This window comes from Streptomyces sp. NPDC006372 (assembly GCF_040612515.1).
Classification (GTDB): Bacteria; Actinomycetota; Actinomycetes; order Streptomycetales; family Streptomycetaceae; genus Streptomyces.
On record NZ_JBEXQJ010000026.1, the window covers coordinates 20,932 to 44,753 of the forward strand.

The following is a 23,822-nucleotide window of genomic DNA, read 5'->3' on the forward strand; positions in this document are numbered from 1 at the left end:
GTCAGCGTGCGGGTGCGGGTTCGTTGTGGTCGGTCGCGCAGTTCCCCGCGCCCCTGAAGGGGCGTCGTCCCAAGGCTGCGTTCAGGTCCGACCACAGGTCCTCCACGTCCTCCAAGCCCACCGACATGCGCAGCAATCGGTCGCTCACCCCGGCCTCCCTGCGGTCGTCCGCGTCCACGATGCGGTGGCTGATGGACGCCGGGTGCTGGATGAGGGTGTCGACGCTGCCGAGGCTGACGGCCGGGGTGATCAGGCGGACCGCGGCGATGACCTCGTGCGGGTCGCCCTGCACCTCGAAGGAGACCATCGCGCCGCCGATGCGCGGGTAGTGCACGCGGGCGACCCGCGGGTCGGCGGTGAGGCGGCGGGCGAGTTCGGCGGCCGTGGCGGAGGCGGCCCGTACCCGGACGGGGAGGGTGGACAGGCCACGCAGCAGGAGGTAGCCGGCCAGCGGGTGCAGCACGCCGCCCGTGGCGAACCGCACCTGCCGCAGCCGTCCCGCGAACTCCTCGTCGCAGGCGACGACGCCCGCGAGTACGTCCCCGTGCCCGCCGAGGTACTTGGTGGCGCTGTGCAGCACGAGCCGGGCGCCCTGTTCGGCGGGGCGCTGGAGGACGGGTGTCGCGAAGGTGTTGTCCACGAGGAGGGGCACGGAACCGCAGGCGTGCGCCACTGCCCGCAGGTCGACCTCGGCGAGGGTCGGGTTGGCCGGGGACTCCACCATCACCAGGCCGGTGTCCGGGCGCAGCGCGTCGGTGATCCCGGCCGGGTCGGTCCAGGTCACCTCCGAGCCCAGCAGCCCGGCGGTGAGCAGGTGGTCGCTGCACCCGTAGAGGGGCCGTACGGCCACGATGTGGCGCAGGCCCATCGAGGCCCGTACGAGCAGCACCGCGCTCAGCGCCGCCATGCCGCTGGCGAACGCGACCGCCGCCTCGGTGCCCTCCAGGCGGGCCAGCGCGGTCTCGAAGCGGGCGACGGTCGGATTGCCGAGACGCCCGTACACGGGCGGCCCGTCCGGTTCCGCGCCGGTGGTGGCGAACGCGTCGATACGGGCGGCCTCGCCGCGGCTGTCGTACGACGGGTAGGTGGTGGACAGGTCGATCGGCGGGGCGTGCAGTCCCTGCCGGGCGAGGTCGTCCCGGCCGGCGTGCACGGCCTCGGTGGCGAGTGCTCGCGGTGCGGTGCGTATGTCGTCGTGGGCGCCCAGTCTCGCTGTGTCCATGACGGAAGGGTGAACACCGAACGGGTCCAGGGGTCGGAACACCGTGTTATGTTCGGCCCATGAGCGAATCCGTCGTACTGGACCCGGTGGATCTCCACCTGCTGCGGTTGTTGCAGAACGACGCCCGGACGACGTACCGGGACCTCGCCGCGCAGGTCGGGGTGGCGCCGTCGACCTGTCTGGACCGGGTGGCCCGGCTGCGCCGCTCGGGTGTGATCCTCGGGCACCGTCTGGAGCTGGATCCGGCCAAGCTGGGGCGCGGGCTGGAGGCGCTGCTGTCGGTGCAGGTCAGGCCGCACCGGCGGGAACTGGTCGGGCCGTTCGTGGAACGGATCCGGGCCCTGCCGGAGTCACGGACCGTGTTCCATCTGACCGGGCCGGACGACTATCTCGTGCATGTCGCGGTCGCCGACATGGCCGACCTCCAGCGGCTCGTGCTGGACGAGTTCACCGCGCACCGGGAGGTCGCCCGGGTGGAGACCCGGCTGATCTTCCAGCAGTGGGAGTGCGGTCCGCTGCTGCCGCCTACGCCCTCGGCTCAATCCGGATGACGTGCGCTGTCCCGCGTACCAGGATGGTCGGCATGTCTGAGATCAAGAGCCCGCTGCCCCGAGAGGTCGCCGACACCTACGTCGACGAGCTCGTCGCCCTCGACCCGATCACCGGCACGTTCCTGGGCGTGCGGGAGAGTTCGAGCAGGCTGCCCGACACCTCACCCGCGGGCCAGGAGGCGCTCGCGGAGCTGGCGCGCCGCACGCTGGCGCGGCTGGACGAGGCGGAGCGGCGGCCCGGCGCGGACAGTGACGTCGAGCGCCGTTGCGCACGGCTGCTGCGCGAGCGGCTCACCGCCGAACTCGCCGTGCACGAGGCCGACGAGAGCCTGCGTTCCGTGAGCAACCTGAGCTCGATCGCGCATGCGGTGCGGCAGGTGTTCACCGTGACGCCCGCGCAGACGGAGGACGACTGGGCCGCGATCACCGAACGGCTGCGCGCGGTCCCCACCGCGCTGGAGGGCTACCGGGAGTCCCTGGCCCTCGGCCTGGAGCGGAAGCTGTACGGCGGACCGCGCGCCACGGCCACGTTCGTACGGCAGCTCGGTGAGTGGGCGGACACCGACGGGCAGGGTCTCGGCTGGTTCGAGACCTTCGCGGCCGCCGGCCCCGACGCCCTGCGGTCCGAACTGGACACGGCGGCCCGTGCGGCCACCGAGGCCGTCGCACGGCTGCGCGACTGGATGCGGGACGTGTACGCGCCGGCGGTCGAGCACGCCCCTGACGTGGTGGGCCGGGAGCGGTACGCGCGCTGGGTGCGCTACTTCAACGGCACGGACCTCGATCTGGACGAGGCGTACGCGTACGGCTGGTCCGAGTACCACCGGCTGCTCGGCGAGATGAAGGCGGAGGCCGAGAAGATCCTGCCGGGCGCCGCCACGCCGTGGGTGGCGCTGGCGCACCTGGACGAGCACGGCACGCACATCGAGGGCGTCGACGAGGTGCGGCAGTGGCTGCAGTCCCTGATGGACGAGGCGATCGACGCGCTCGACGGCACCCACTTCGACCTGGCCGAGCGCGTCCGCCGGGTGGAGTCGCGCATCGCCCCGCCGGGCAGCGCCGCCGCCCCGTACTACACCGAGCCGTCGGACGACTTCTCGCGCCCGGGCTGCACCTGGCTGCCGACCATGGGCAAGACGCGTTTCCCGGTCTACGACCTGGTGTCGACCTGGTACCACGAGGGTGTGCCCGGCCACCACCTCCAGCTGGCCCAGTGGAAGCACGTGGCGCAGGACCTCTCCCGCTACCAGGCCGGAGTCGGCATGGTGAGCGCCAACGCCGAGGGCTGGGCCCTGTACGCGGAGCGGCTGATGGACGAACTGGGCTTCCTGACGGACGCGGAGCGCCGGCTGGGCTACCTGGACGCGCAGATGATGCGTGCGGTGCGGGTGATCATCGACATCGGCATGCACCTGGAGCTGACGATCCCCGACGACTCGCCCTTCCACCCCGGCGAGCGCTGGACGCCCGAGCTGGCGCAGGAGTTCTTCGGCTCGCACAGCAGCCGTCCCGCGGACTTCGTGGAGAGCGAGCTGACCCGCTATCTGTCCATGCCGGGGCAGGCCATCGGCTACAAGCTCGGAGAGCGGGCCTGGCTGCTGGGCCGTGAGAAGGCCCGGGCCCGCCACGGTGACGCCTTCGACCCGAAGGCGTGGCACATGGCGGCCCTGTCGCAGGGCTCGCTGGGCCTGGACGACCTGGTGGACGAACTCTCGCAGTTGTAGGCGGCTACCGGCGGAAGCCCCCCTCGGAGTCGATGACCTGACCGGTGACCCACTCCGCCTCGTCCGTGGCGAGCCACGCGATGAGGCGGGCCGGGTCGTCGGGCATTCCCCACCGTCCGGAGGGGAAGCGGGCGGCGACGGCGTCGTAGTCCTCGCCGGTCATGTAGTCCGTGTCGACAGGCCCGGGGTTGACGGTGTTCACGGTGACCGCGTGCTCGGTGAGCGTGGTCGCCAGGGAGCGGGTGACGGAGGCGAGGGCGCCCTTCTGCAGGGCGTAGGCGAGTTCCCCGGGCATGCCGCCCGCGATGTCCTGGCCGGAGGTCATCATCATCACGCGCCCGCCGGGGCAGCGCGGGGGCAGTGCCGACCGCAGGCGTGTGTAGGCCTGGACCAGCAGGATCACGGAGCGGGTGTCGACCGCCCAGTGCGTGTCGAGCATGGCGGTGTCGATCTCGTCCAGGCCCCCGTCGAACCCGCTGTGCGCGTGATTGGCGACGAGGATGTCGAGCCGTCCGCCGAGCGCGTCGGCGGCCCGCGTGACGAGTTCGCCGGGCACATCCGGATCGGCCAGATCCCCGGGCCCCGCGACGACGGTGGCCTCAGGATCGCCGAGCGCGCCCCGCACAGACTCGACGACGTCCTCGGGCCGGTCGGCGCCCCACGGCTTTCGCGCGTCGTGCGGGACATGGTGGTGCAGATACACACTCGCCCCGTAGGCGGCGAGCCGCCGGGCGACGGCGTGCCCGATACCGCTACGCCGGCTGGCACCGGTGACCAGGGCGGTGCGGCCGCGCAACGGCAGGGGGTCGCGGCGCAGTTGTGCGGGGGTGGGGTGGGAAAGACGTGGCACGGGTTCGTCCTTGCCGTCGTGCGGGGGTGGGTGGTGTGTGGCTGGTCGCGCAGTTTGCCCGCGCCCCTGAGGCCCGGTGGCTACCGCGGTGACACGAGGCGGAGTTGGACCAGGCCGAGCCAGGTCTCGGGCCCTGGCTGGACCCTTGCCGCGCGCACCGCGTATCTGCCCGGCTCCAGGTGGACCCGCACATGGTCGGAACCCGAAGGCTCGGCGCCGGGCCACGCCGCGTCGAACAGCAGGACCGTGCCCGGCACCTCCCAGTGCACCTCCGGCTCCCACTCGGCGGCGGCGATGGCCGGTGGGACGCTCGCCAGCAGTTCGTCCTCGGAGTCGGCCGCGCACCACCGGACGAAGACACCCTGGCCGGGCAGGTAAGCCGTGGACGCCGGCTCGTCGCCCAGCACCAGCGCCGTGCAGTCGCCGACCGGCAGCAGTCCGACGTGTCCGTCCACCTCGCAGGCCCGGTCGTAGTCCGACGCCGTCTCCTCGCCGTCGGCGCCCGCCCAGAACGGCAGGACCGTCTCGGGAACCGCTATCAGCGGCCCGCCGCCCGACTCGACCCACTCCACAGCGCCCGGCTCCGCGTATCGCACCATGGGGCAAGAACCTACAATGCCAACTCGTCACATCAGGTGGCGGGTTAGGACCTTCCGACAACCCTCACGCGCCGCGCTGCCGCAGCACCGATCCCGACCTGCCCTTGACGACCTCGAGTTGCGCGTGGATCCGCCGCCGCAGGTCGGCCACATGGCTGACGATGCCGACGCTGCGGTCGCGTTCGCGCAGGGAGTCCAGGACGTCGAGGACCTCGTCGAGCGTCTGGTCGTCGAGGCTGCCGAAGCCCTCGTCGATGAAGAGGGTGTCCAGCCGCACCCCGCCCGCCTCGTCCGTGACGACGTCCGCGAGGCCGAGGGCGAGGGCGAGGGAGGCGAAGAACGTCTCGCCGCCCGAGAGCGTCGCCGTGTCCCGCTCGCGGCCCGTCCAGGCGTCGACGACGTGCAGCCCGAGTCCGCTGCGGCCGCGTCCCGTGCGGTCGTCGGAGTGGACGAGGGTGTAGCGGCCGGAGGACATGCGCCGCAGCCGTACGGTCGCCGCGGCGGCGACCTGTTCCAGCCGGGCCGCGAGCACGTACGACTCCAGACGCATCCGGCGTTCGTTGTCGGCCGAGGTGCCGGCGGTGAGGCCGGCCATGCGGGCGACCCGGTCGTACTCCTCGCGCAGCGGCGCCAGCCGGCGCACGGCTGCGGTGGCCCGGGCGGACAGGCGGTCCAGTTCCGCGCAGCGCCGGGCGGCGGCGTCGTGTGCGGAGGCGGCGTCGCGGGTCCGCCGGTCCGCGGCCCAGGCGGCCTGCTCCGCGGTCACCAGGTCGGCGGGCTGCTGCCGGGCCGCGGTCGCGGTGCCGGCCTCGGCGAGCACGGCCCGTACGGCGGCCTCCTCGGTCTGCCAGGCGTCCAGCCGGCGTTGCAGCTCGCGGTGCGCGTCAGGGTCGAGGAGGGCGGCGGCCGCGTCCTGCGGGGTGTCGAAACCGGCGCGGAAGGCGGCGTCGGCGAGCCGGGCGTCGGCGTCCTTGAGTCGCTGTGCGGTGTCGTCGGCGACGCGGGCGGTGTCGGCGGCGTCCGTGAGCAGGGCGGCGCGGCGCTCCAGCTGCGCGGCCCGTGCGGCGACGCTGTCCAGGGTGCCGCGCGCCCGGTCCAGCTCCTCCTCCAGGGCGGCGCGTTCGCGCTCCAGGCGCTCCCGGTGGCCGACCCGGGCGGCGGTGCGCACGGCGGCCTCCTGCCGGGCGGCGATGCGCTGTTCGTGCTCGTGCCCAGCCTGCCGCAGCCGCTCCTGCGCGGAGTGCAGTTCGGCGGCGCTGTCGCGGGCACGCGCGTACTGCCGCTCCAACTCGTCCGCCTCGTGGGTGAGTCGGTCGGTGGGGGTGTCGCCGGCCTCGGCGGTCGCGGCGGCCAGTGCCTCCCGGGCGGCACTCAGGCGCCGCTCGGCTTCGGCGCGCTGTTCGTCGGCACGCTGGTGGGCGGCCAGGGCGTCTTCCTCCGCCGCACGGTCGACGTGCCCGGCGATCTTGCGGGCGGGGGCGGGGTGTTCGGTGGCGCCGCAGACGGCGCAGGGCTCGCCGGCGGCGAGGTTCTCGGCGAGTTCGGCGGCGATGCCGGTCAGGCGCTGTTCCTTGAGGTCGAGCCAGTGCTGCTTGGCGCGCAGCGTCGTGTCCCGCGCCTCGTGGACCCGGTCGACGGCTTGGTGGGTCTCCTCGGCGAGCCGGTCGCGCAGCCGGGCCGCCTTCAGCCGCTGCCGCGCGGCCTCGCGCCGTTCGGCGAGCTGTTCGGCGAGGGCGGCGGCGCGCTGCGCGGAGTCGACGCGGTCCTGGAGGGCGGTGCGGTTCTCCTCCCAGCCGTCGAGCCAGGCCTCCGCCTCCTGGAGGACGTCCGCGTCGGCGCGCTCCTGGCGGTCCAGGCCGGTGCGCTCGTCGAGGAGTTCGGCGAGTCGCCGTTCGGCGCGGCGGGCCGAGTCCAGTCCGCCCAGTTCCTCGGCGGTGCGGCGGGCGGCGGCGGCGAGTCCGGCCGCGCCCGCGTCGGCGAAGCTCTCGGGCAGCAGGGCTCGCGCGCGTGTCTCGGCGGCGGCGGCCCGTCGGTGCTCGGCCTCGGCCGACTCCCGCAGGTCGAGGGCGGGCGCGACCGCCTCGGCCTTGCGGGAGCGCTCCATGCGCGCCTGCGCCTCCCGGTATGCCTCGGCGCTCTCCTCCAGACGCGCCGCCCGTTCCCGCGCCTGCGCGTGCCGCTGCTGGAGCCGGGCGAGTTCGCGTACGTCGTCGAGGGTGCGGTCGGCGGCGGCCTGGGCGGACTCGGCGGCGGTGAGCGTGCGCTCGGCGACGGTGAGCTGTTCGCGGGCGGTGCTGCGGGCGACGGCCGCCGCGCCCAGGACCGCCTCGGCGAGGCCGGGTTCGCCCGGGGTCAGCTCCGGCAGTTCCATGGCGTCACCCGCGGCCTGCTGCATGCGGTGCGCGTCGGCCAGCAGTTCGGCGTCCCCGTCCCGTACCCGGGCCTCGGTGGCACGGCGGCGCTCGGCGAGGCGCTTCTCGACGTCGGCGAAGCGGCGGGTGTCGAACAGCCGGCCGAGCAGTTTGCCGCGGGCCTCCGCGTCGGCGCGCAGGAACCGGGCGAAGTCGCCCTGCGGCAGCAGGACGACCTGGCAGAACTGTTCCCGGCTCATGCCGAGGAGCTGGGTGATCTCCTCGCCGACCTCCTGGTGGGAGCGGCTGAGGTCCTTCCATGCCCCGGCGGTGGGGTCGTACTCGCGAAGCCAGGTCTGGGCCTTGTCCAGGGTGGTGCCGGTGCCTCGTTTTTTGGGGCGCTCCCAGGGCGGCTGGCGGGTGATCTCCAGGCGGCGTCCGGCGACGGTCAGTTCGAGGGCGACCTCGGTGCGGGTCCCGGGCGCGGCGTGGTCGCTGCGCAGGGTGACGCCCTGTCCGCCGCCCTGCCGGGCGCCCGGCACCGAGCCGTACAGGGCGTAGCACACGGCGTCGAGGACGGAGGTCTTGCCCGCGCCGGTCGGCCCGTGCAGCAGGAACAGCCCGGCCGTGGACAGCTCGTCGAAGTCGACGGTCTGGGTGCCTCCGAAGGGGCCGAAGGCGGTGACCGCGAGCCGGTGGAGCCTCACCGGGCCACCTCCCGTACGGTCTCGTCGGTCCGCACCGCGTCGAACGCGTCCCGCAGCACGTCCTGTTCGCGGGCGTCGGGTCCGGCGCCGCGCACATGGGCGACGAAGTCCTCCGCGATCTGCTGGTCGGTGCGGCCGGCCAGGCGCCGGGCGTAGGACACCTCGGGGTCGTCCTCGGCCCGGTCGGGGTCGAAGACGAGGCTGAGGGTGTGCGGGAAGCGCTCGGTGAGCCGGGCCATGGGGTCGGCCGGGCGGACCGGGTCGGTGAGGGTCGCCTCCACCCAGGCGTCCTCGTGCCGCGCGAGTTCCGGGTCGGCGAGCAGGTCCTCCAGCGGGCCCCGGATCCGGGCCAGGGGGCGTGGCACCGGGCAGTCGAGGCGCTCGGCGTCGACGGTGCCGTCGGCGGCCAGGTCGACGAGCCACATGCTCTTGCGGTGGGTGGCCTCGGAGAAGGAGTAGGGCAGCGGGGAGCCGGAGTAGCGGACGCGGTCGGTGAGGGTCTGGCAGCCGTGCAGATGACCGAGCGCCACGTAGTCGACGCCGTCGAACACGCCGGCGGGCACCGCGGCCACGCCGCCGACGGTGATGTCCCGTTCGCTGTCGCTGGGTTCGCCGCCGGTGACGAAGGCGTGCGCGAGGACGACGGAGCGGGTGCCGGGCGCGCGCGTGGCGAGGTCGGCGCGGACCCGGTCCATGGCGGCGGCCAGTACGGCCTCGTGCCCGGCCTTCTCCACGCCGAACTCGTCCTTCACCAGCGCCGGTTCGAGGTACGGCAGCCCGTAGAAGGCGACGTCTGCGCGGGTGTCGGCCAGGACCACCGGGGTGCCGGCCGCGGAGGGCTCGGTCCGCAGGTGGATCCCGGCCCGTCCGATCAGGCCCGCCCCGACGCCCAGCCGGCGGGCCGAGTCGTGGTTCCCGGAGATCATCACCGTCGGCACGCCGAGGGCGGCGAGCCGGTGCAGGGCGTCGTCGAAGAGTTCGACCGCGGCGAGCGGCGGCACCGCACGGTCATAGACGTCCCCGGAGACGACCACCGCGTCCACGTCCCGCTCCCGCACGGTCGCGACGAGGTGGTCGATGAACTCGGCCTGGGCGCCGAGCATGTTCACCCGGTGGAACGACCGGCCGAGATGCCAGTCGGACGTGTGCAGCAGTCTCAAGACCCTGCTCCGACCTGCATGTCTCCCCCTGCAACCGCTCCACGACCCGGGCGAGCCGGTGCGGCTCGCTCTCAGCACCCACCACGCTAACGCGTGCGGGCACCTGATCCACCACGAACCTCGGCAGACCACTCACAAGCGATGCCGAAACACCGGAATTGTCCGTGATCGCGGGTGGATCGGGTCACTCCGGTGCGATGTCGTACTCCCTCATCCACCGGTCGAGGTACAGGGCGGTCTCCAGGCCGTTGCGGTGCAGTTGGGTGTGGAAGTGGCCCTGTGGGAGGTCGAGCAGCCGGGTGAGTTCGGTGATGTCGACCACGTCGAAGGCGGGCGAGGAGCGGTCGGCGAGCAGTGCCTGGGTCCGGGCCCGCAGGTCCTTCTCGTAGAGCTGGTCGGCGGTGGTCGGGTAGGGGCTCTTGCGCCGTTCCAGCACGGACCTGGGCACGATGTCGCGGGTGGCGCGCTTGAGGAGGCCCTTGGGGTCGCCGTCGGGCGTCTTGAGATTCCAGGGCGTGTTGTGCACGTACTCGACCAGCCGGTGGTCGCAGAAGGGCACGCGGACCTCGAGGCCGGCGGCCATGCTGAGCCGGTCCTTGCGGTCGAGCAGGGCGGGCAGCCAGCGGGTGAGGTGCAGGTGGCTGATCTCGCGCATGCGGCGCTCCGACGGGGAGTCGCCGGGCAGGTGCCGGACCTCGGCGAGGGCCTCCCGGTAGCGGTCCGCCCGGTACTGCTCGAAGCGGGTGGCCGTGCGGAAGGCCGGGGAGAGCAGCTCGGGAGTGATGAGCTGCATACGGCTGAGCCAGGGGAACGCCTCCGCCCGGACGACGGCGGGGTCGTGGAACCAGGCGTAGCCGCCGAAGACCTCGTCGGCCGACTCGCCGGACAGGGCGACCGTGGAATGCTCGCGTATCCCGCGGAACAGCAGGTGCAGCGAGGTGTCCACGTCACCGAAGGTGTACGGCAGGTCGTGGGCGCGCAGGACCGCGTCCCGGTTGACGTCCCGGGTGAGCTCGTGAGCGGACAGTTCGATGAGCCGGTGGTCGGTGCCGATGTGCCGTGCGGCTTCGAGGGCGTAGGGGGAGTCGCGCTCCGGCCGGAAGTCGCTGGCCCTGAAATCGGCCTCGCTGCCGGTGAAGTCCACCGCGAAGGACCGCACGGGGGGCTCCCCGGCCTCGGACTGCACCCGGGCGGCCAGCGCGGTGAGGACGGTGGAGTCCAGTCCGCCGGAGAGCAGGGTGCACAGCGGTACGTCGGTGACCATCTGGCGGGAGACGGTGTCCTCCAGCAGGGCACGCACGGTGTCGGCCGTGGTGCCGGCGTCGTCCTCGTGCGGCTGCCGCTCCAGGCTCCAGTACCGCTCGACACGCAGCCCGCCGGCGTCGTAGACGGCCACGCAGCCCGGCGGCACCTCCTCGATGTCGCGGTAGGGGGTGACGCCCGGCGACTTCATCAGGCCGAGGAGGTCGGCGAGTCCCTGACTGTCGAGCCGGGCCCGGAAGCGCGGGTGGGCGAGGATCGCCTTGGGTTCGGAGCCGAACAGGACGCCGTCCGCGAGCCGTCCGACGTAGAGGGGCTTGATGCCGAGCCGGTCACGCACCAGCAGGAGACGCCGGGCCCGCTCGTCCCACAGCGCGAAGGCGAACATGCCGTTGAGGCGCCTGACGAAGTCCTGGCCCCATTGGAGGTAGGCGTGCAGGACGACTTCGGTGTCCGAGCGGGTGCGGAAGGTGTGACCGAACCCACGGAGCTCCTCCCGGAGTTCGCGGAAGTTGTACACCTCGCCGCTGTAGCTGAGCACCACGGCCGGCTTCTCCCCGGCGGGCCGGTCCGGCTCCGCGGGCGCGGCCATGGGCTGCCTGCCGCCCTCGATGTCGATGATGGCCAGTCGGCGATGTCCGAGGACGGCGTGTGCGCCGGTGTGGATTCCGGCGGCGTCAGGCCCGCGGCAGGCCATGGTCCGCACCATCGGTTCGACGCTGTCCACCTCCCGCGTCAGGTCGCCTCCGACGTCGGCCCAGCCTGCGATTCCGCACATGAGAATGCTCCAAGTGAGGGTGTGGAAATGCGTGCTCACGGATTCGGATGAGGGTCGCGGACGGCCGTGGAAAACGGCGTGCGGCAGGCGCTTCAATGAGCGCGAAACCCGCTGTTTAAGATCACTTAACCGCGACTTCGAAAAGACTCCGGATTCACACCGGCGCCGTAGAGACTAAGCCGGAAAACCGACTCGAGCAACGTACCGATCGGTAGCGGCATTGACGCGTCATCAGGTCCGTCGATTTTCAGTCGCACATGGCTTGTTGAGGCCCCCCGGGCCGGTTGCACCGCCGACCTTTAGTGCTATACGTTCGCTGTGAGTCGGGCTCCTGGCCCCTCTGCCAAGCCCTGAGCTGTGGCCTCCCGGCTCCCGCAGGGCGGCCCGTCGACGCCGATGTCACGGGAGCACGCACAGCCCCTCCCCCTCCCGGCTGTGCGCAAGCGACAAGCGATAAATGAGCGAGGTTCGTGTGATCCTGCACACCGACAAACGCCAGGCATTACTGCGTGAGGCACAGTCCGAGATTCGAGAGAATGAAGGACGCATCCCGGCCGGCGACTTCTACGCGAGAAAGCTTTCGGCGGCCTGGCGGCGCGCGCACGGAACAAGGGCCTACGGCCCTGGCGAGGGACGGGACGGTATCGGGGAGTTCTCCCCCGAGCGATTCCGGGACCTGCCCGTGACGCCGCGTGAGTCCCTGAAGGCGCAGCCCCTGCACTACGCGGCCGTCACCCCCACCGAGGCCTCGAAGTACTACGAGACCACCGGCACGACGGGGCAGCCCACGCCCACCCCGCGCCTGGCCGAGGACACCATCTGGAACACCGTCTCGGTGGCCGAGGCGTGGCGTCCGCTGCTCGGAGCGGACGAGCGCGTGGTGATCCTGCTGCCGTCCGACATCGTTCCGGTGGCGGATCTGGTCGCCGGGGTCTGCGAGTACCTGGACCTCGCCCACATCCGGGCCTACCCGTTCGCCACCGGCATCTCCGGCTGGGACCGGCTGGAGGCCATGTGGCGGACCTACCGTCCCACCACGGTCTTCGTGGCCCCCGGTGTCGCCCTGCAGTTCACCCGACTGCTGGCGCAGCGCGGGGAGTTGGATGATCTGAGCGCCTCGGTCGACCGGCTGATGCTGCTCGGCGAGGTCAACACCGAGCCGTTCCGCAACCGGCTGGGCAGGTGGTGGAACGCCGAGGCCCACGACGCAAGTTACGGCAGCACGGAGACCGGCACGCTGGCCGCCGCCTGCGCGCACGGCCGCCAGCATCTGCTGCCCGCCGCCACCTACTTCGAACTGGCCACTCCCGAGGGAGTCGTCCCGCTGCACGACCGGGGCGGGCACGACCAGGGGCGGCTCGTCGTCACCCCCCTCAACGCACACGCCCGGCCCCTGCTGCGGCTCGACACGGGCGACGAGGTGACCGTCGGGACGGACTGCCCGTGCGGCAGCGCCGCGCCCCGGATCACCGTCCACGGCCGGGCGAGCGACGGGCTGCGGGTGCGCGGCACCCCGCTGTCCGTGCGTGCCGTGGAGGAGGTCGTCTACGGCGTGACCGACGCCACCGGCTATCTGCTGGAGGTCGACAGCGAGGGCACCTACGCCCGGCTGCTCCTGGAGCGCGGAATCGGCACCGGGCGGGACGGCGAGCCCGAGGAGTGCCGGCGCGTCCAGGCCCGGTCCGAGGAACTGCTCGGGCTGCGCTGGGACGGCGTGGTGTTCGTCAACTCCCTGCCCGCCAACACCAAGAGCGGTGCCTCGCAGAAGAGCTGGAAACGGTCCAACATCCGGGAAGTGGAGGTCGCGCGATGACCACCACCGTGCCGAAGACGGCCCCCCGCGCGCCGCAGGGCCGGGGCGTGTCCGGCGGCGAACCCGACCTGTGGTGCACCTACGCCGCCGTGCGAACCCTGGCCTGGCTGGACCGCACGGACAGCGTCACCGACCCGGACGGCACCGCCGCCTACCTGTCCGGCCGGCGCAACGCCGACGGCGGCTACGCCTGGAGCCGGGGCATGCTCTCCGACGCCTGGGCCACCTTCTACTGCACCCAGGGGCTGCGCGACATGGGCCGCCCGGTGCCCGGCACCGAGGACACGGCCCGCTGGCTGGAGCGCACCTGGTCGGGCGACGCCTACGCGATGCTCCCGGGTCAGGCACCGGACGTGTGGGCCACCCACTTCTCCGCCCGCACGGCCGTCGAGCTGTGCGGCGGCCCGGTGCCCGACCGCGCCCGCCTGCTGGACTGGCTGAGCGGACTCCAGTGCGCCGGGGGCGGCCTGAGCTGGTCCCCCGAGGACGCCCGGCGCGGCAAGGCCGACGTACGGGCCTGCTACTACGGGGTGATGGCCTGGCGGGCCGCCACCGGCAACGGTGCCGCGGGCGCCCCGCCCTGGGACGAGGAGGCAATCGTCTCCTGGCTGCGCGCCCGCCAGGGCGAGGAGGGCGGCTTCCGTTTCGCGCCCGCCGCCGAGGTGCCCTGCCTGTGGGCCACGTACCGGGCCGTGGGCGCGCTCGCGGCGCTCGGCCGGGCTCCGCGTGATCCCGGAGGCTGCCACGACTGGGTCATGGGCCTGCGCGGCCCCTCCGGCGCCTTCGTGCGCTGGGAGGGGTACGACGTCGAGGACGTGTGGGCCTCCTTCTGCGCCGTCGGCACGCTCAGGGCGCTCGGCGCGCCGCTCGCCCCCGTCGCCGACGCCGTCACCGCCCGTATCGCCGAACTGGCCAGCCCGGGCGGCGGCTACACCTACCGGGAACCCGGGGACGCGGCGGACGCCCTGTCCACCGCCGCCGCCGTCCTCTCCGCAGGCCCGGCGTCCCCGCGGCCGGACGAGGTGCGCTGGCTGGAGGGCTGCCAACTGCCCAACGAGGGCGGCGTGATGTACATGCCGGGCCGGGGCAGCGAGGTGCGCTGCACCCTGTGGGCGCTGGCGGCCGGGGCGTTCGCCGAGGACCCGGCGGCCCGGCGCCGGATCGCCGACTGGCTGGCCGGCCTCCAGAACGCCGACGGCGGATTCGGCTACTGGGAAGGACGCGGGTCCGACCTGGTGTCCACGGCCGCGGCGGTGGAGACGGCGGCCCTGCTCGGCGGACCGGACGGACTCGGTCTGGACCTCGCCGGCGTCCTCTCGTTCGTCGAGTCCTGCCGCATCCCCGACGGGGAGCCGTTCGCGCACGGCAACGTGCCCGGCGCGGGGCCGGGTCTGCGCCCCGCGCTCCAGGCCCAGCGCGTCCGGCTGCTCCTCGGCCCGGAGCTCGCCTCCCCGGCCGAGGCCCGCGAGGCCGTCGACGTCCTGCTCGCCCGCCATCGCGTACGCGGCGGCGGCCACGCGGGCGAAGGCAACCGGGTCCCCGACCTGCTCTCCACCTACGAGGCGGTGCTGGCGGCCGACCGGGCCGGACTCGCCCTCGACACCGGGCACGTCTCCGCCTTCGTCGACCGGGTGCGCGGCGCCGACGGCACCGCGTGGAGCCCGCTGGCCCCCGGCGGCGGAGGGCCGCTCGCCGACAGCCTCGGCACCCTCCTCGCCCGCCGCCTGGCCACGGGCCCGGGCGAGCTCCCGGCCCTCGCCCTGTCCTGAATCGCCGCGCCGGACCGCCGAACTGAACCGCCGAGTCCCGAACCGCCGTACCGGAGGCCTCGTGCCCACCATCACCATCCGTACCCCCGAACTCCCCGTGCCCCGGCGCCGCGCCGTCGCGCTGCGCGTCACCCGCTGGCTCACCGCCCAGGGCGTCCAGGCCGGTCACGTCGTCGTCCGATTCGAACCCACCGAGGAGAGCACCGTCTTCTCGGGCGGGATGCCCGTCGAGGCCCTGCCGTACGAGACCGACGGCAGCGGCCCGCGCCACGCGTCGGTGACGTGCTGTGTGGGTCCCGACCGTGACGACGCCTTCCGCGACGGGCTCGCCCGCTGCATCACCGAGGCGCTGGGCGCCGACGCCCGGACTCCGTTCTGCTACCTGGAGTTCCGCCCCACGTCCCCCGCCGATGTCTACCTCGGCGCGGGCGACGGTCTGAGCCGGGCCGACGGCACGGCCGTGGGACCGGCACCGGCCACGGCCGGCTGAGCGCATCCCCCCGCCCCTCATCGGGCCACCTGTTCCACCTGTTCCCCCTGTTTTCACCGGCAAGGAGTACGACCATGACCACGAGCGTGCCCTCCACCGAAGAGATCCACGACCGCACCCGGTCCGTCCTCGCCACCCGCATCGGCGACGCCTTCACCGACGTGCCCTCCGACGCCGATCTCCAGAAGGCGCTCGGCGAGCGTTACGACAGCCTCACCGCCATGGAGTGCATCTCCGCCGTCGAGGGCGAGTTCGGGATCGAGGTGGACTTCGTCGCCGACGACGTCCGCTTCTGGTTCTCCAGCGTGGAGCGGATGGTGCGCTTCACCCACGAGCGCCTGGAGGACTCGGCGGCCCTCGGGCTCGGGACCTGACCATGCCCGACATCGCCTTCGCCACCTCCGGCAGCACCGGCCCGCCGGTGACCTGGCTGCGCACCGAGGCCCAGTTGCGGGCAGAGGCGGAGCTGGTGCACGACGCGGTGCTGGGTTCCGCCCGGTTCGGCCGCATCGTGTCCTACGCTCCCCCGGGCCACCTCTACGGCCGGCTGTACGGACACGAGCTGCCCCGGCTCCGGGACATCCCGGTGACCGGCCTCTGGGACCAGCCGCTCAGCGTGCCGCGGCTCGAGGACGGGGTTCCCACTCTCCTGGTCTGCCTGCCCTCCACCTGGCAGCTCCTCGCCCGGCACGCCCCGGCCCTGGCACGACACGGCAGGGTCACGGCCCTGCACAGCACGGGCCCGGCCACACCGGCGGCCCACCTGGTCGCCGGACGCCTCGCCGACACCGGGTTCCGGGCGCACGAACTCCTCGGCTCCACCGAGACCGGGGCCGTCGCCCACCGCCCGATCGCCGGCGAGCACACCGACGCTGTGCCCTGGCGTCTGCTGCCCGACGTGGAGGTGCTGCCCGGCACCCGTGCCGACGCCGACGGAGCGGCCCGGCGACTGCGGGTCGGCAGTCCGCGGCTGGCCCGCCCCTCCGGCGCCGAAGCGCCCCCGGACGACTGGGAGATGCCGGACCTCGTGGCCCCGGTGGGCCCGCGCACCTTTCACCACCTGGGGCGCGCGTCCCGGCTGGTGAAGGTGAACGGCGTGCGCTGCGACCTGGCCCACGTGGAGGACATGGCCCGCGACCGCTGCCCGGGCCTGGACCTCGTCTGCGCGCCCGTCAGCGACCCGGTCCGCGGCGAGCACTACGAGGTGTTCTACGCCGGGCCCGAAACGGTCGACCCGGTGGCCCTGCGCCGGCGGCTGGGCCGGCTGCCCTCCGGGCTGCCCGCGCCGCGGGCCGTGCACCGCGTCCCCCGTATCCCGCGCAGCGCCACCGGCAAGGTCCTCACCACCGAGCTCATCGCCGCCGCCCGCCCCGCCCAGGAGGCCGAGCATGTCTGACGCCCTCACACCGCAGGACGCCACCACCACCGCCCCATCGCAGGACGCCACCACCACCGCCCCATCGCGGGGCGGCTCCACCACCGCCACGGTGCCCGGCGCCACCACCGCTCCCGCACCGCAGGACGCCCCCACCCCGCAGGAGGCCATCACCGGCTACGCGCGGCAGGCCCGCTGGACCGTCGCGCCCGAGGCGCCGGTGCCCGGCGCACCGATGGCGTTGCCGTTGCCGGAGCGGGTGGCGGCCCGGACCCGGGGCACGCTGGACGCCGAGGAGTGGCGTACCGCGGAGGCCGCCTGGTCCGACCTGGCGGACGCCCGCTACCGGGCCTGCGTCCAGCGCGCCCCGCTCGGCCCGGACGCCCCGCCGGTGCGCGTGGGCGTGAAGGACACCGTGGACGTGGCCGGTTTCCCCACCAGGCTGGGTCTGCGCGGCCACCGCCACCACGCCCGGGTCTCGAACCCCGCGATCGCCGCCCTGCCGGGCGCTCTCGCGGCCGTGACCGCCAAGGTCGTCACCACCGAGCTCAACATCGGGGTGGGGTCGGAGTGCGTCAACCCGTACGCGCCGCGGATCGACCCGGGCGGGTCCAGCACCGGCACGGCCGTCTCCGTCGCCGCCGGCATCTGCGACCTCGGCCTCGGCACCGACGTGCTCGGCTCGGTGCGCTGGCCCGCAGGGCAGTGCGGGACGGTGGGCCTGCGGATGACCCAGCGGACCTCGCTGCTGGAGGGTGTCTTCCCGCTCTCCCCGCCCATGGACGCCCTCGGCTGGGCCACCCGCAGCGCGGCGGACCTGGCGTACCTGTGGCCGCTCCTCGGGCTGGACCGGCTCGGCGCACAGCGTCCGGCCGGCGAAGGTCCGTACCGGATCGGCGTCGTCGCGAACGTGGACGGGCCCGAGGGCACCTGCGGCCCCGTCATGCGCCGGGCCCTGGACGCGGCCTGCGGGTTCCTGGAGGTGAGCGGCCAGCGGCTGGGCCAGGTACGGGTCGACGACCTGTGGGCACTGCGCGGACCCGCCTGGGAGCTGTGCGCGCGTCAGGCCTGGGACGCCTACCAGCTGTGGCGGCCCTGGGTGCCCGCCGATCTGCACGAGACCACCCGAGGGGCCCTGGAGGTCGGGGCGAAGGTCCAGGACGACCGCTACGCCTGGATCCTGGAGCGCCTGGCGCACACCCGCGCCACGGTCGAGGGCGACTTCGACGCCGCGGGCGTGGACGCCTGGCTGCTGCCCCTGGACCCGGCCGCGCCGCCGGACCTCGCCACCGCCGGCGCCCGGGTGTCGACCATCCCGGCGCCGGGGGACCCCGACTACGACCTGCGCGTGGCCTACACGCCGCTCGCCAGCTTCGCCGGGCTGCCCGCGCTCACCATGCCGGTCGACCGGGACGAGCGCGGCGCGCCGCTGTGCGTGCAGCTCATCGCCCGCCGCGACCACGAACCGCTGCTGATCCGGCTGGCCGGTCTGCTGGAGGAGGCGGTCGGTCCGCTCGGCTTCGCGCCCGGCTAGAGCGGTGCGCCAGCACACCCGCCGACGCCAGGACGACGGAAGGTACCGATGTCCCTCCCCCGCTCATCCGACGACAGCCGTTCTCCCGACGACAGCCGTTCACCCGACACGCTGGTGGCGGACCTGCTGGACCGCGGTACCGCGCCACTGGAACTGACGGCCGCCGAGGAGGCCCGTATGGCGGCGGCCCGCCGCACCCTGACCGGCCTGGACGGCTCCCGGCGGGTCTACGGGGTCACCCATGGCTTCGGCCCGCTGGTCGACCATCCCGCGGACCCCGACCCGGCCCGTCAGGGGCTCGGCCTCATCTCGCACCTGGCGACCGGGCAGGGCGAACCACTGCCGCCGGACGTGACCCGCACCATGGTCCGGCTCCGGCTGCGCGGCATGGCGCTCGGCCACTCCGGTGTCGCACCGGAGACGTGGCGGCGGCTCGCCGGTCTGCTGAACGCGGGCTTCGTCCCCGTGGTGCCGAGCGAGGGCAGCCTGAGCGCCAGCGGTGACCTGGTGCCGCTGGCGCACGCCGCCCTGGCGTTCGCCGCGCAGAGCGCGGGCGGCGGCCAGGCCTGGCGCCGGGACGCCGAGGGTGGTTGGCGGCGCGAGGACGCGTCGGCCGTGCTGGCCGCCCTGGGACTGCCGCCCGTCCTCTGGGAGGCGCGGTCGGCGCTCGCCTTCGTCAACGGCAGCAGCGCGTGTCTGGCCCGCGCTCTGCACACGCACCGGGACCTCGGTGCGCTCACCCGGGCCGCCGCTGAGGTCACCGGCCGAACGGCCGCGCTGCTCGGTGCCTCGGGCGAGCCCTACGAGGACGCCCTTCAGGGGGTCCGCAACCAGCCCGGGCAGCGGACGGCCGCCGCGTGGATCCGGGCGGAACGCGCCGCCTCGGGCGCCGGTACGGGCACGGCCCCCGGCCCGGACCGCCCGCTCCAGGAACGCTATTCGCTGCGGTGCGCCCCGCAGGTCCTGGGAGCCGTGCTGGACCAGCTGGACCTCCAGGGTTCGGTCCTGGTCGACGAGGCCGAGGGGTGCAGCGACAACCCCGTCCTGGTGGACGGCACCCTGCTGCACGGCGGCAACTTCCACGCCGCGCCAGTGATGTTCGGCAGCGAGACACACGCCTCCTGCGTGCACCAGGTGGCCTATCTGCTGGAGCGACAGCTCGCCCTGGTGCTGGACCCGGCGGCCAACGGCGGCCTGCCCCCGCTGCTGACGCCACGGCCGGGTGCCGGGAGCGGCTTCGCCGGTGTGCAGATCGCGGCGAGTTCGCATCTGGGCCGGCTGCGCCAGCTGGGTCATCCGGCGTCGTTCACCGCCGTACCGACCAATCTGCACAACCAGGACCAGGTGCCGCTCGCCCTCAACAGCGCCAACGCCGTCGCCGAGATGACCGAACGGGCCTGGTGGATCCTCGGCTCGCTGCTCCTCGCGGTCAACCAGCTCGCGCACCTGAACGCGCACCAGGACCCGGAGGAGCGGCCGCTGTGGCGGCGCCTGCGGGAGGAGTTCCCGCCCCTGGACCAGGACCGTCCGCTCGCCGGAGAGATCGCCCGGGCGGCCGAACTGGCCCGGGCCCGCCATCTGCCGGCCTCCGTCACCAGCCCCGGCCCACACCGTGACGCCGGTGCGGGCCTCGATGACATCCGCACAGAAGCCGACGCCGCTGCCGTCGTGTGACGCGGCGCCCGCCGAATCCGGCTCAAGTGCCCGAACCCGCCCCGCCCATGGAGGAAGACCATGACCGCCACGCGCCTGCTGTTGCCGGCCCGTGCCCTGCAACAGCCCGAATGGGCCTCGCTCGACGAGCTCAAGGAGGTCCTGCTCTCGCTGGAGGCCAAGCCTCCGCTGGTCGACGCCACGGCCTGCGCCGACCTCACCGCCGAACTCGGACAGGCCGCCCGCGGCGAGGCCTTCGTACTCCAGGCCGGTGAGTGCGCCGAGCGGTTCGCCGACGCCAACCCCGAGACCGTCCTTGCCAAGGCGGACGAACTGCACGCGCTCGCCGACGAGTTCACCGACGCCAGTGGTCTGCCCGCCGTCCGGATGGGGCGGATCGCCGGGCAGTACGCGAAGCCGCGCTCGAAGCCGACCGAGACGCTGTCCGACGGCACGGTGCTGCCCGTCTACCGCGGGGACGCGGTCAACGCCCCGGAGCCCACCCTGGCCGCACGGATCGCGCTCCCCTCCCGGCTGCTGCTGGCCCACCGGAACGCCGGCATCACCCTGAGCACCCTGCTGGAGAGGGACATGGGCCTGGCCGGGCGGTCGGCGCCGCAGCGCACGTACGCCGGGCACGAGGCGCTGCTCCTGGAGTACGAGCAGGCCCTGGTGCGCCCCGACGCGGACGGGGGCCGCTACGGCTCCTCCGGGCACTTCCTGTGGGTCGGCGACCGGACCCGTCAACCCGACCACCAGCACGTGCAGTTCGCCGCCGCGATCAGCAACCCCGTCGGCGTGAAGATCGGCCCCGGGGCGCCGCCCGAGGAGGTGCGCACCCTGGTGCGGCTGCTCGGCGACCGGAGCCGTCCCGGCAGGCTCTCCCTGATCGTGCGCATGGGGCGGGATCACATCGCCCCGGGCCTGACCGCCGTGCTGAGGGCGCTCGGCGACGAGGCCGCCGGTGTGGCCTGGATCTGCGACCCGATGCACGGCAACACCCGGGTCAACGGCGCCGGGCAGAAGAGCCGGGCGGTCGCCGACGTGATGGCGGAGATCGAGGGATTCGTGTCGACGCTGCACGCGCACGGCCTGCGTCCGGCCGGTCTGATGCTGGAGACGGCCCACGGCCCGGTCACCGAGTGCGTCGACACGGCCGAGGAACTGGCGTCGGCCACCCCGCTTCCCCGCTACGAGTCGGCCTGCGACCCGCGGCTCAGTCCGCGCCAGGCCCGCGAGGTGGTGACCCGCACGGCGGCCCTGCTGTGAGGCGGCGGCCCGGCCGGCCCGGCACGACGCCCGCACGCGCGCCGCCGGGATGCCCCACGACACCCGAAAACGAATGTACGAGAAGCTGAACAGAGAAGGGGACACAGCACATGGAGTTCCGCCGGCTCGGCCGGAGCGGCCTCGTGATCAGCGAGATCGCCTACGGCAACTGGATCACCCACGGTGCCCAGATCGACGAGGAGGCGGCCCACGCCTGCGTGCGGGCCGCGCTCGACGCGGGCATCACCACCTTCGACACCGCCGACGTGTATGCCGAGACCCGGGCCGAGACCGTGCTCGGCAAGGCGCTCGCCGGTCAGCGCCGCGAGGGCCTGGTGCTCGCCACCAAGGTCTGCCACCCGGTGGGCCCGGGCCCCAACGACCGTGGCCTGTCCCGCAAGCACGTCATCGAGGGCTGCGAGGGCTCGCTGCGCCGCCTGGGCACCGACTATGTCGACATCTACTACGCCCACCGTCCCGACCCGGACGTGCCGCTCGAGGAGACCATGCTCGCCTTCGCGGACCTGGTCCGCTCGGGCAAGGTCCTGTACGTCGGGGTGAGCGAGTGGACCTCCGAGCAGATCAGCCGCGCCGCGGGCCTGGCCCGGGAGCTGCGCGTCCCGCTGGTCGCCAGTCAGCCGCAGTACTCCATGCTGTGGCGGGTCATCGAGTCGCAGGTCGTGCCCGCGTGCGAGCGGGAGGGGCTCGGCCAGGTCGTCTGGTCGCCCCTGGCGCAGGGCATCCTGAGCGGCAAGTACCTGCCCGGCGCTGCGGCGCCCGCGGGCTCCCGGGCGAGCGCCGAGGCCGGCAAGGGCTTCGTCGACATGCTCGTCGGCCACTGGATGAACGACGAGGGGGCCCTGCGGGCCGTCCAGGAGCTGGGCCCGGTCGCCTCCGACCTCGGACTGACGATGAGCCAGCTGGCGGTCGCATGGGTCCTGCAGAACCCGTCCGTCTCGGCGGCCATCATCGGCGCGAGCCGCCCCGAGCAGGTCAAGGAGAACGCGGCGGCCTCCGGCGTGCGTCTGGAGCAGTCCGTGCTCGACCGCATCGACGAGATCCTCTCGGCGTACGTCGTGCGGGACCCGGCGAGGACGGGCTGAGCACCTCAGGGGGAACGGGGAAACGGACGAGGAGAGGAGCATGACGGCGTGGACGACACGGACGGCAGGGACGGCGTACGGGAGTCCGGCGCGCCCGGCCCGGCCGGGCGGGCGGTGATCGTCACCGGCGGCAGCCGCGGGCTGGGCCGGGCGACCACGCTCCGGCTCGCCGCACAGGGGTGCGATCTCGCCGTGTGCGGTCGCGACCCCGCCTCGCTGGACGCGGTGGCCGAGGAGGTGCGCGCCCGGCACGGGCGCACCCCGCACATCCGGCGGCTGGACGTGCTCGACGACTTGGCCCTCGCGGCGTTCGTGCACGAGTCGGCCGCCCGGCTCGGCCGGGTGGACGGCCTCGTGACGGTCGCCGGCGGGGTACGGGGCGCCGACCTGCGCGCCACGGAACCGTACGACTGGGACCAGACGTACCGGCTCAACGTCACACACCCGGCGATCGCGCTGCGCGAGGCCGCCGATCACCTGGCCGCGACGGGGGGCGGCGCCGTGCTGGTCTCCTCGATCTCCGGCTGGAAGCCGGCCCCGCCCGCGCAGTACGCGGCGGCCAAGGCGGCGCAGATTCACATGGCCGCGTCCCTGGCCCGTGAGCTGGGGCCGCGCGGGGTCCGGGTCAACAGTGTCTCGCCCGGCTCCATGCTCATCGAGGGCAAGGGCTGGGCGAGGCTCCGGGACGAGGACCCGCGGGCCTACCGCGAGTTCGAGAAGGAGTTCCCCGGCGGCCGCCTGGTCGACCCGCGGGACGTCGCCGAGGTGATCGCCTTCCTGCTCTCGGACCGGGCACGGGCCGTCAACGGCGCGAACGTCCCGGTGGACGGCGGGCAGAACGCGCCGAGCGCGTACGGCTACTGAGCCGGAGCCGGTTCCGTTCCCCGGGGGGAGAGCCCGGCCGGATCACCGGCCGGGCTCAGCCGTGGCCGGGCTGGTCCAGGCCCTCGTGCCCCACGTGGGAGACCCCCTGCACCTTCAGCTCGTCCTGTACGTCGTCGAGCAGTTCGCGCAGCAGCTCGGCGAGCGCTTCACGCCGCTCCGGCCCGAGGCGCTCCAGCAGCTGCGCCTCGCGGGCCAGCACCCGGTCCACGGTGCGTTCCACCAACTCGTGCCCGGCCGGGGTCAGTTCGACGAGGACCGCGCGGCTGCGCCCGGGGGCGGGGCGGCGGGTGACGAGGTTGTCGCGCTCGGCGCGTGCGACCCGCTGTGAGATGGCGCCCGCGGTGACCAGGGAGTGCCCGGCGAGGTCCCGGGTGCTCATGGTGTAGGGGGGCCCGCTGCGCCGCAGCACGCTGAGCAGGTCCAGGGTGGCGGGGTCGACCCCGGCCTCGGCGAGCACCCGCCGGCGGTCGTCGCCGAAGTGCTTGGCGAGTTGCCAGATCCTCGTGACCACGCCGATGGAGCCCACCGGAGTCTGGGGCCGCTCACGGCTCCAGGCGGCCGCGATGGCGTCCGCCGGGTCGTCCTGTGCCGGCCGGCGATCGCTTCGTTCCGATGACCTCATGAGGCCTGCCCTCCACTCGCCTGATACATTTAGATCTGAATTTAGCGCTAAACAAACATCGGTGCTTCGGCGCACCCCCTCGACCAGCGCACGTTCGACAACGAGTG

19 protein-coding genes are annotated in these 23,822 nt (G+C 73.8%); 12 read left to right on the forward strand and 7 right to left on the reverse strand.

Features of this window, described 5'->3' with window-relative positions; genetic code table 11:
- Window position 1 precedes the first annotated feature (1 nt).
- Window positions 2-1,222, reverse strand: coding sequence for a PLP-dependent transferase (locus ABZ016_RS30260; protein WP_356919875.1), 1,221 nt, complete (start codon window positions 1,220-1,222; stop codon window positions 2-4).
- Window positions 1,223-1,281: 59 nt separating this feature from the next.
- On the opposite strand from ABZ016_RS30260, the gene ABZ016_RS30265 reads away from it, so the two are divergent.
- Together ABZ016_RS30265 and ABZ016_RS30270 are read left to right on the forward strand one after the other, a co-directional pair.
- Complete coding sequence (locus ABZ016_RS30265) at window positions 1,282-1,773, forward strand: Lrp/AsnC family transcriptional regulator (protein ID WP_356919876.1); 492 nt, start codon at window positions 1,282-1,284, stop codon at window positions 1,771-1,773.
- A gap of 32 nt (window positions 1,774-1,805) precedes the next feature.
- The gene (locus tag ABZ016_RS30270) at window positions 1,806-3,497 is read left to right on the forward strand and encodes a DUF885 domain-containing protein (RefSeq protein ID WP_356919877.1); all 1,692 of its coding nucleotides are present in this window, start codon (window positions 1,806-1,808) and stop codon (window positions 3,495-3,497) included.
- A 4-nt stretch (window positions 3,498-3,501) separates the two neighbouring features.
- On the opposite strand, the gene ABZ016_RS30275 is transcribed toward ABZ016_RS30270, so the two are convergent.
- The 5 genes from ABZ016_RS30275 to asnB form a co-directional block, all read right to left on the reverse strand.
- A complete protein-coding gene (locus ABZ016_RS30275) occupies window positions 3,502-4,347 on the reverse strand; it encodes an SDR family oxidoreductase (protein ID WP_356919878.1) in 846 nt (281 codons plus the stop codon).
- Between the two features lie 80 nt (window positions 4,348-4,427).
- Complete coding sequence (locus tag ABZ016_RS30280; protein WP_356919879.1) at window positions 4,428-4,946, reverse strand: immunity 21 family protein; 519 nt, start codon at window positions 4,944-4,946, stop codon at window positions 4,428-4,430.
- A gap of 64 nt (window positions 4,947-5,010) precedes the next feature.
- A complete protein-coding gene (locus ABZ016_RS30285; RefSeq protein WP_356919880.1) occupies window positions 5,011-8,004 on the reverse strand; it encodes an SMC family ATPase in 2,994 nt (997 codons plus the stop codon).
- A complete protein-coding gene (locus ABZ016_RS30290) occupies window positions 8,001-9,164 on the reverse strand; it encodes an exonuclease SbcCD subunit D (RefSeq protein WP_356919881.1) in 1,164 nt (387 codons plus the stop codon). The genes ABZ016_RS30285 and ABZ016_RS30290 overlap by 4 nt, the downstream gene beginning before the upstream one ends.
- A 184-nt stretch (window positions 9,165-9,348) precedes the next feature.
- Window positions 9,349-11,202 (reverse strand): asparagine synthase (glutamine-hydrolyzing), encoded by a 1,854-nt coding sequence (asnB, locus tag ABZ016_RS30295; protein ID WP_356919882.1) that lies wholly within the window; start codon window positions 11,200-11,202, stop codon window positions 9,349-9,351.
- 682 nt (window positions 11,203-11,884) lie between these two features.
- Between asnB and ABZ016_RS30300 the strand changes: the two genes are divergently transcribed.
- From ABZ016_RS30300 to ABZ016_RS30345, 10 genes are all read left to right on the forward strand, one after another.
- Window positions 11,885-13,015, forward strand: a complete 1,131-nt coding sequence (locus ABZ016_RS30300) for a phenylacetate--CoA ligase family protein (protein WP_356919883.1) — start codon at window positions 11,885-11,887, stop codon at window positions 13,013-13,015.
- A complete protein-coding gene (locus ABZ016_RS30305) occupies window positions 13,012-14,784 on the forward strand; it encodes a prenyltransferase/squalene oxidase repeat-containing protein (RefSeq protein ID WP_356919884.1) in 1,773 nt (590 codons plus the stop codon). Before ABZ016_RS30300 ends, ABZ016_RS30305 begins: the two co-directional genes overlap by 4 nt.
- Before the next feature lie 61 nt (window positions 14,785-14,845).
- Entirely contained in the window at window positions 14,846-15,274 is a 429-nt protein-coding gene (locus ABZ016_RS30310; protein WP_356919885.1) for a hypothetical protein, read from the forward strand.
- Between the two features lie 74 nt (window positions 15,275-15,348).
- Complete coding sequence (locus tag ABZ016_RS30315) at window positions 15,349-15,648, forward strand: acyl carrier protein (RefSeq protein ID WP_356919886.1); 300 nt, start codon at window positions 15,349-15,351, stop codon at window positions 15,646-15,648.
- 2 nt (window positions 15,649-15,650) lie between these two features.
- Complete coding sequence (locus ABZ016_RS30320; RefSeq protein WP_356919887.1) at window positions 15,651-16,670, forward strand: acyl-CoA synthetase; 1,020 nt, start codon at window positions 15,651-15,653, stop codon at window positions 16,668-16,670.
- On the forward strand, window positions 16,663-18,183 hold the full coding sequence (locus ABZ016_RS30325; protein ID WP_356919888.1) for an amidase family protein: 1,521 nt from the start codon (window positions 16,663-16,665) through the stop codon (window positions 18,181-18,183). The genes ABZ016_RS30320 and ABZ016_RS30325 overlap by 8 nt, the downstream gene beginning before the upstream one ends.
- Window positions 18,184-18,231: 48 nt before the next feature.
- On the forward strand, window positions 18,232-19,857 hold the full coding sequence (locus ABZ016_RS30330; RefSeq protein WP_356919889.1) for an aromatic amino acid ammonia-lyase: 1,626 nt from the start codon (window positions 18,232-18,234) through the stop codon (window positions 19,855-19,857).
- Window positions 19,858-19,917: 60 nt separating this feature from the next.
- Window positions 19,918-21,105, forward strand: a complete 1,188-nt coding sequence (locus ABZ016_RS30335) for a 3-deoxy-7-phosphoheptulonate synthase (protein ID WP_356919890.1) — start codon at window positions 19,918-19,920, stop codon at window positions 21,103-21,105.
- Window positions 21,106-21,215: 110 nt separating this feature from the next.
- Entirely contained in the window at window positions 21,216-22,208 is a 993-nt protein-coding gene (locus tag ABZ016_RS30340; RefSeq protein WP_356919891.1) for an aldo/keto reductase family protein, read from the forward strand.
- 48 nt (window positions 22,209-22,256) lie between these two features.
- On the forward strand, window positions 22,257-23,072 hold the full coding sequence (locus ABZ016_RS30345; protein ID WP_356919892.1) for an SDR family oxidoreductase: 816 nt from the start codon (window positions 22,257-22,259) through the stop codon (window positions 23,070-23,072).
- A 55-nt stretch (window positions 23,073-23,127) separates the two neighbouring features.
- On the opposite strand, the gene ABZ016_RS30350 is transcribed toward ABZ016_RS30345, so the two are convergent.
- Window positions 23,128-23,715 carry a MarR family winged helix-turn-helix transcriptional regulator gene (locus ABZ016_RS30350; protein WP_356919893.1) on the reverse strand — a complete coding sequence of 196 codons (588 nt, stop codon included), beginning with the start codon at window positions 23,713-23,715 and terminating at the stop codon, window positions 23,128-23,130.
- Window positions 23,716-23,822: the final 107 nt, after the last annotated feature.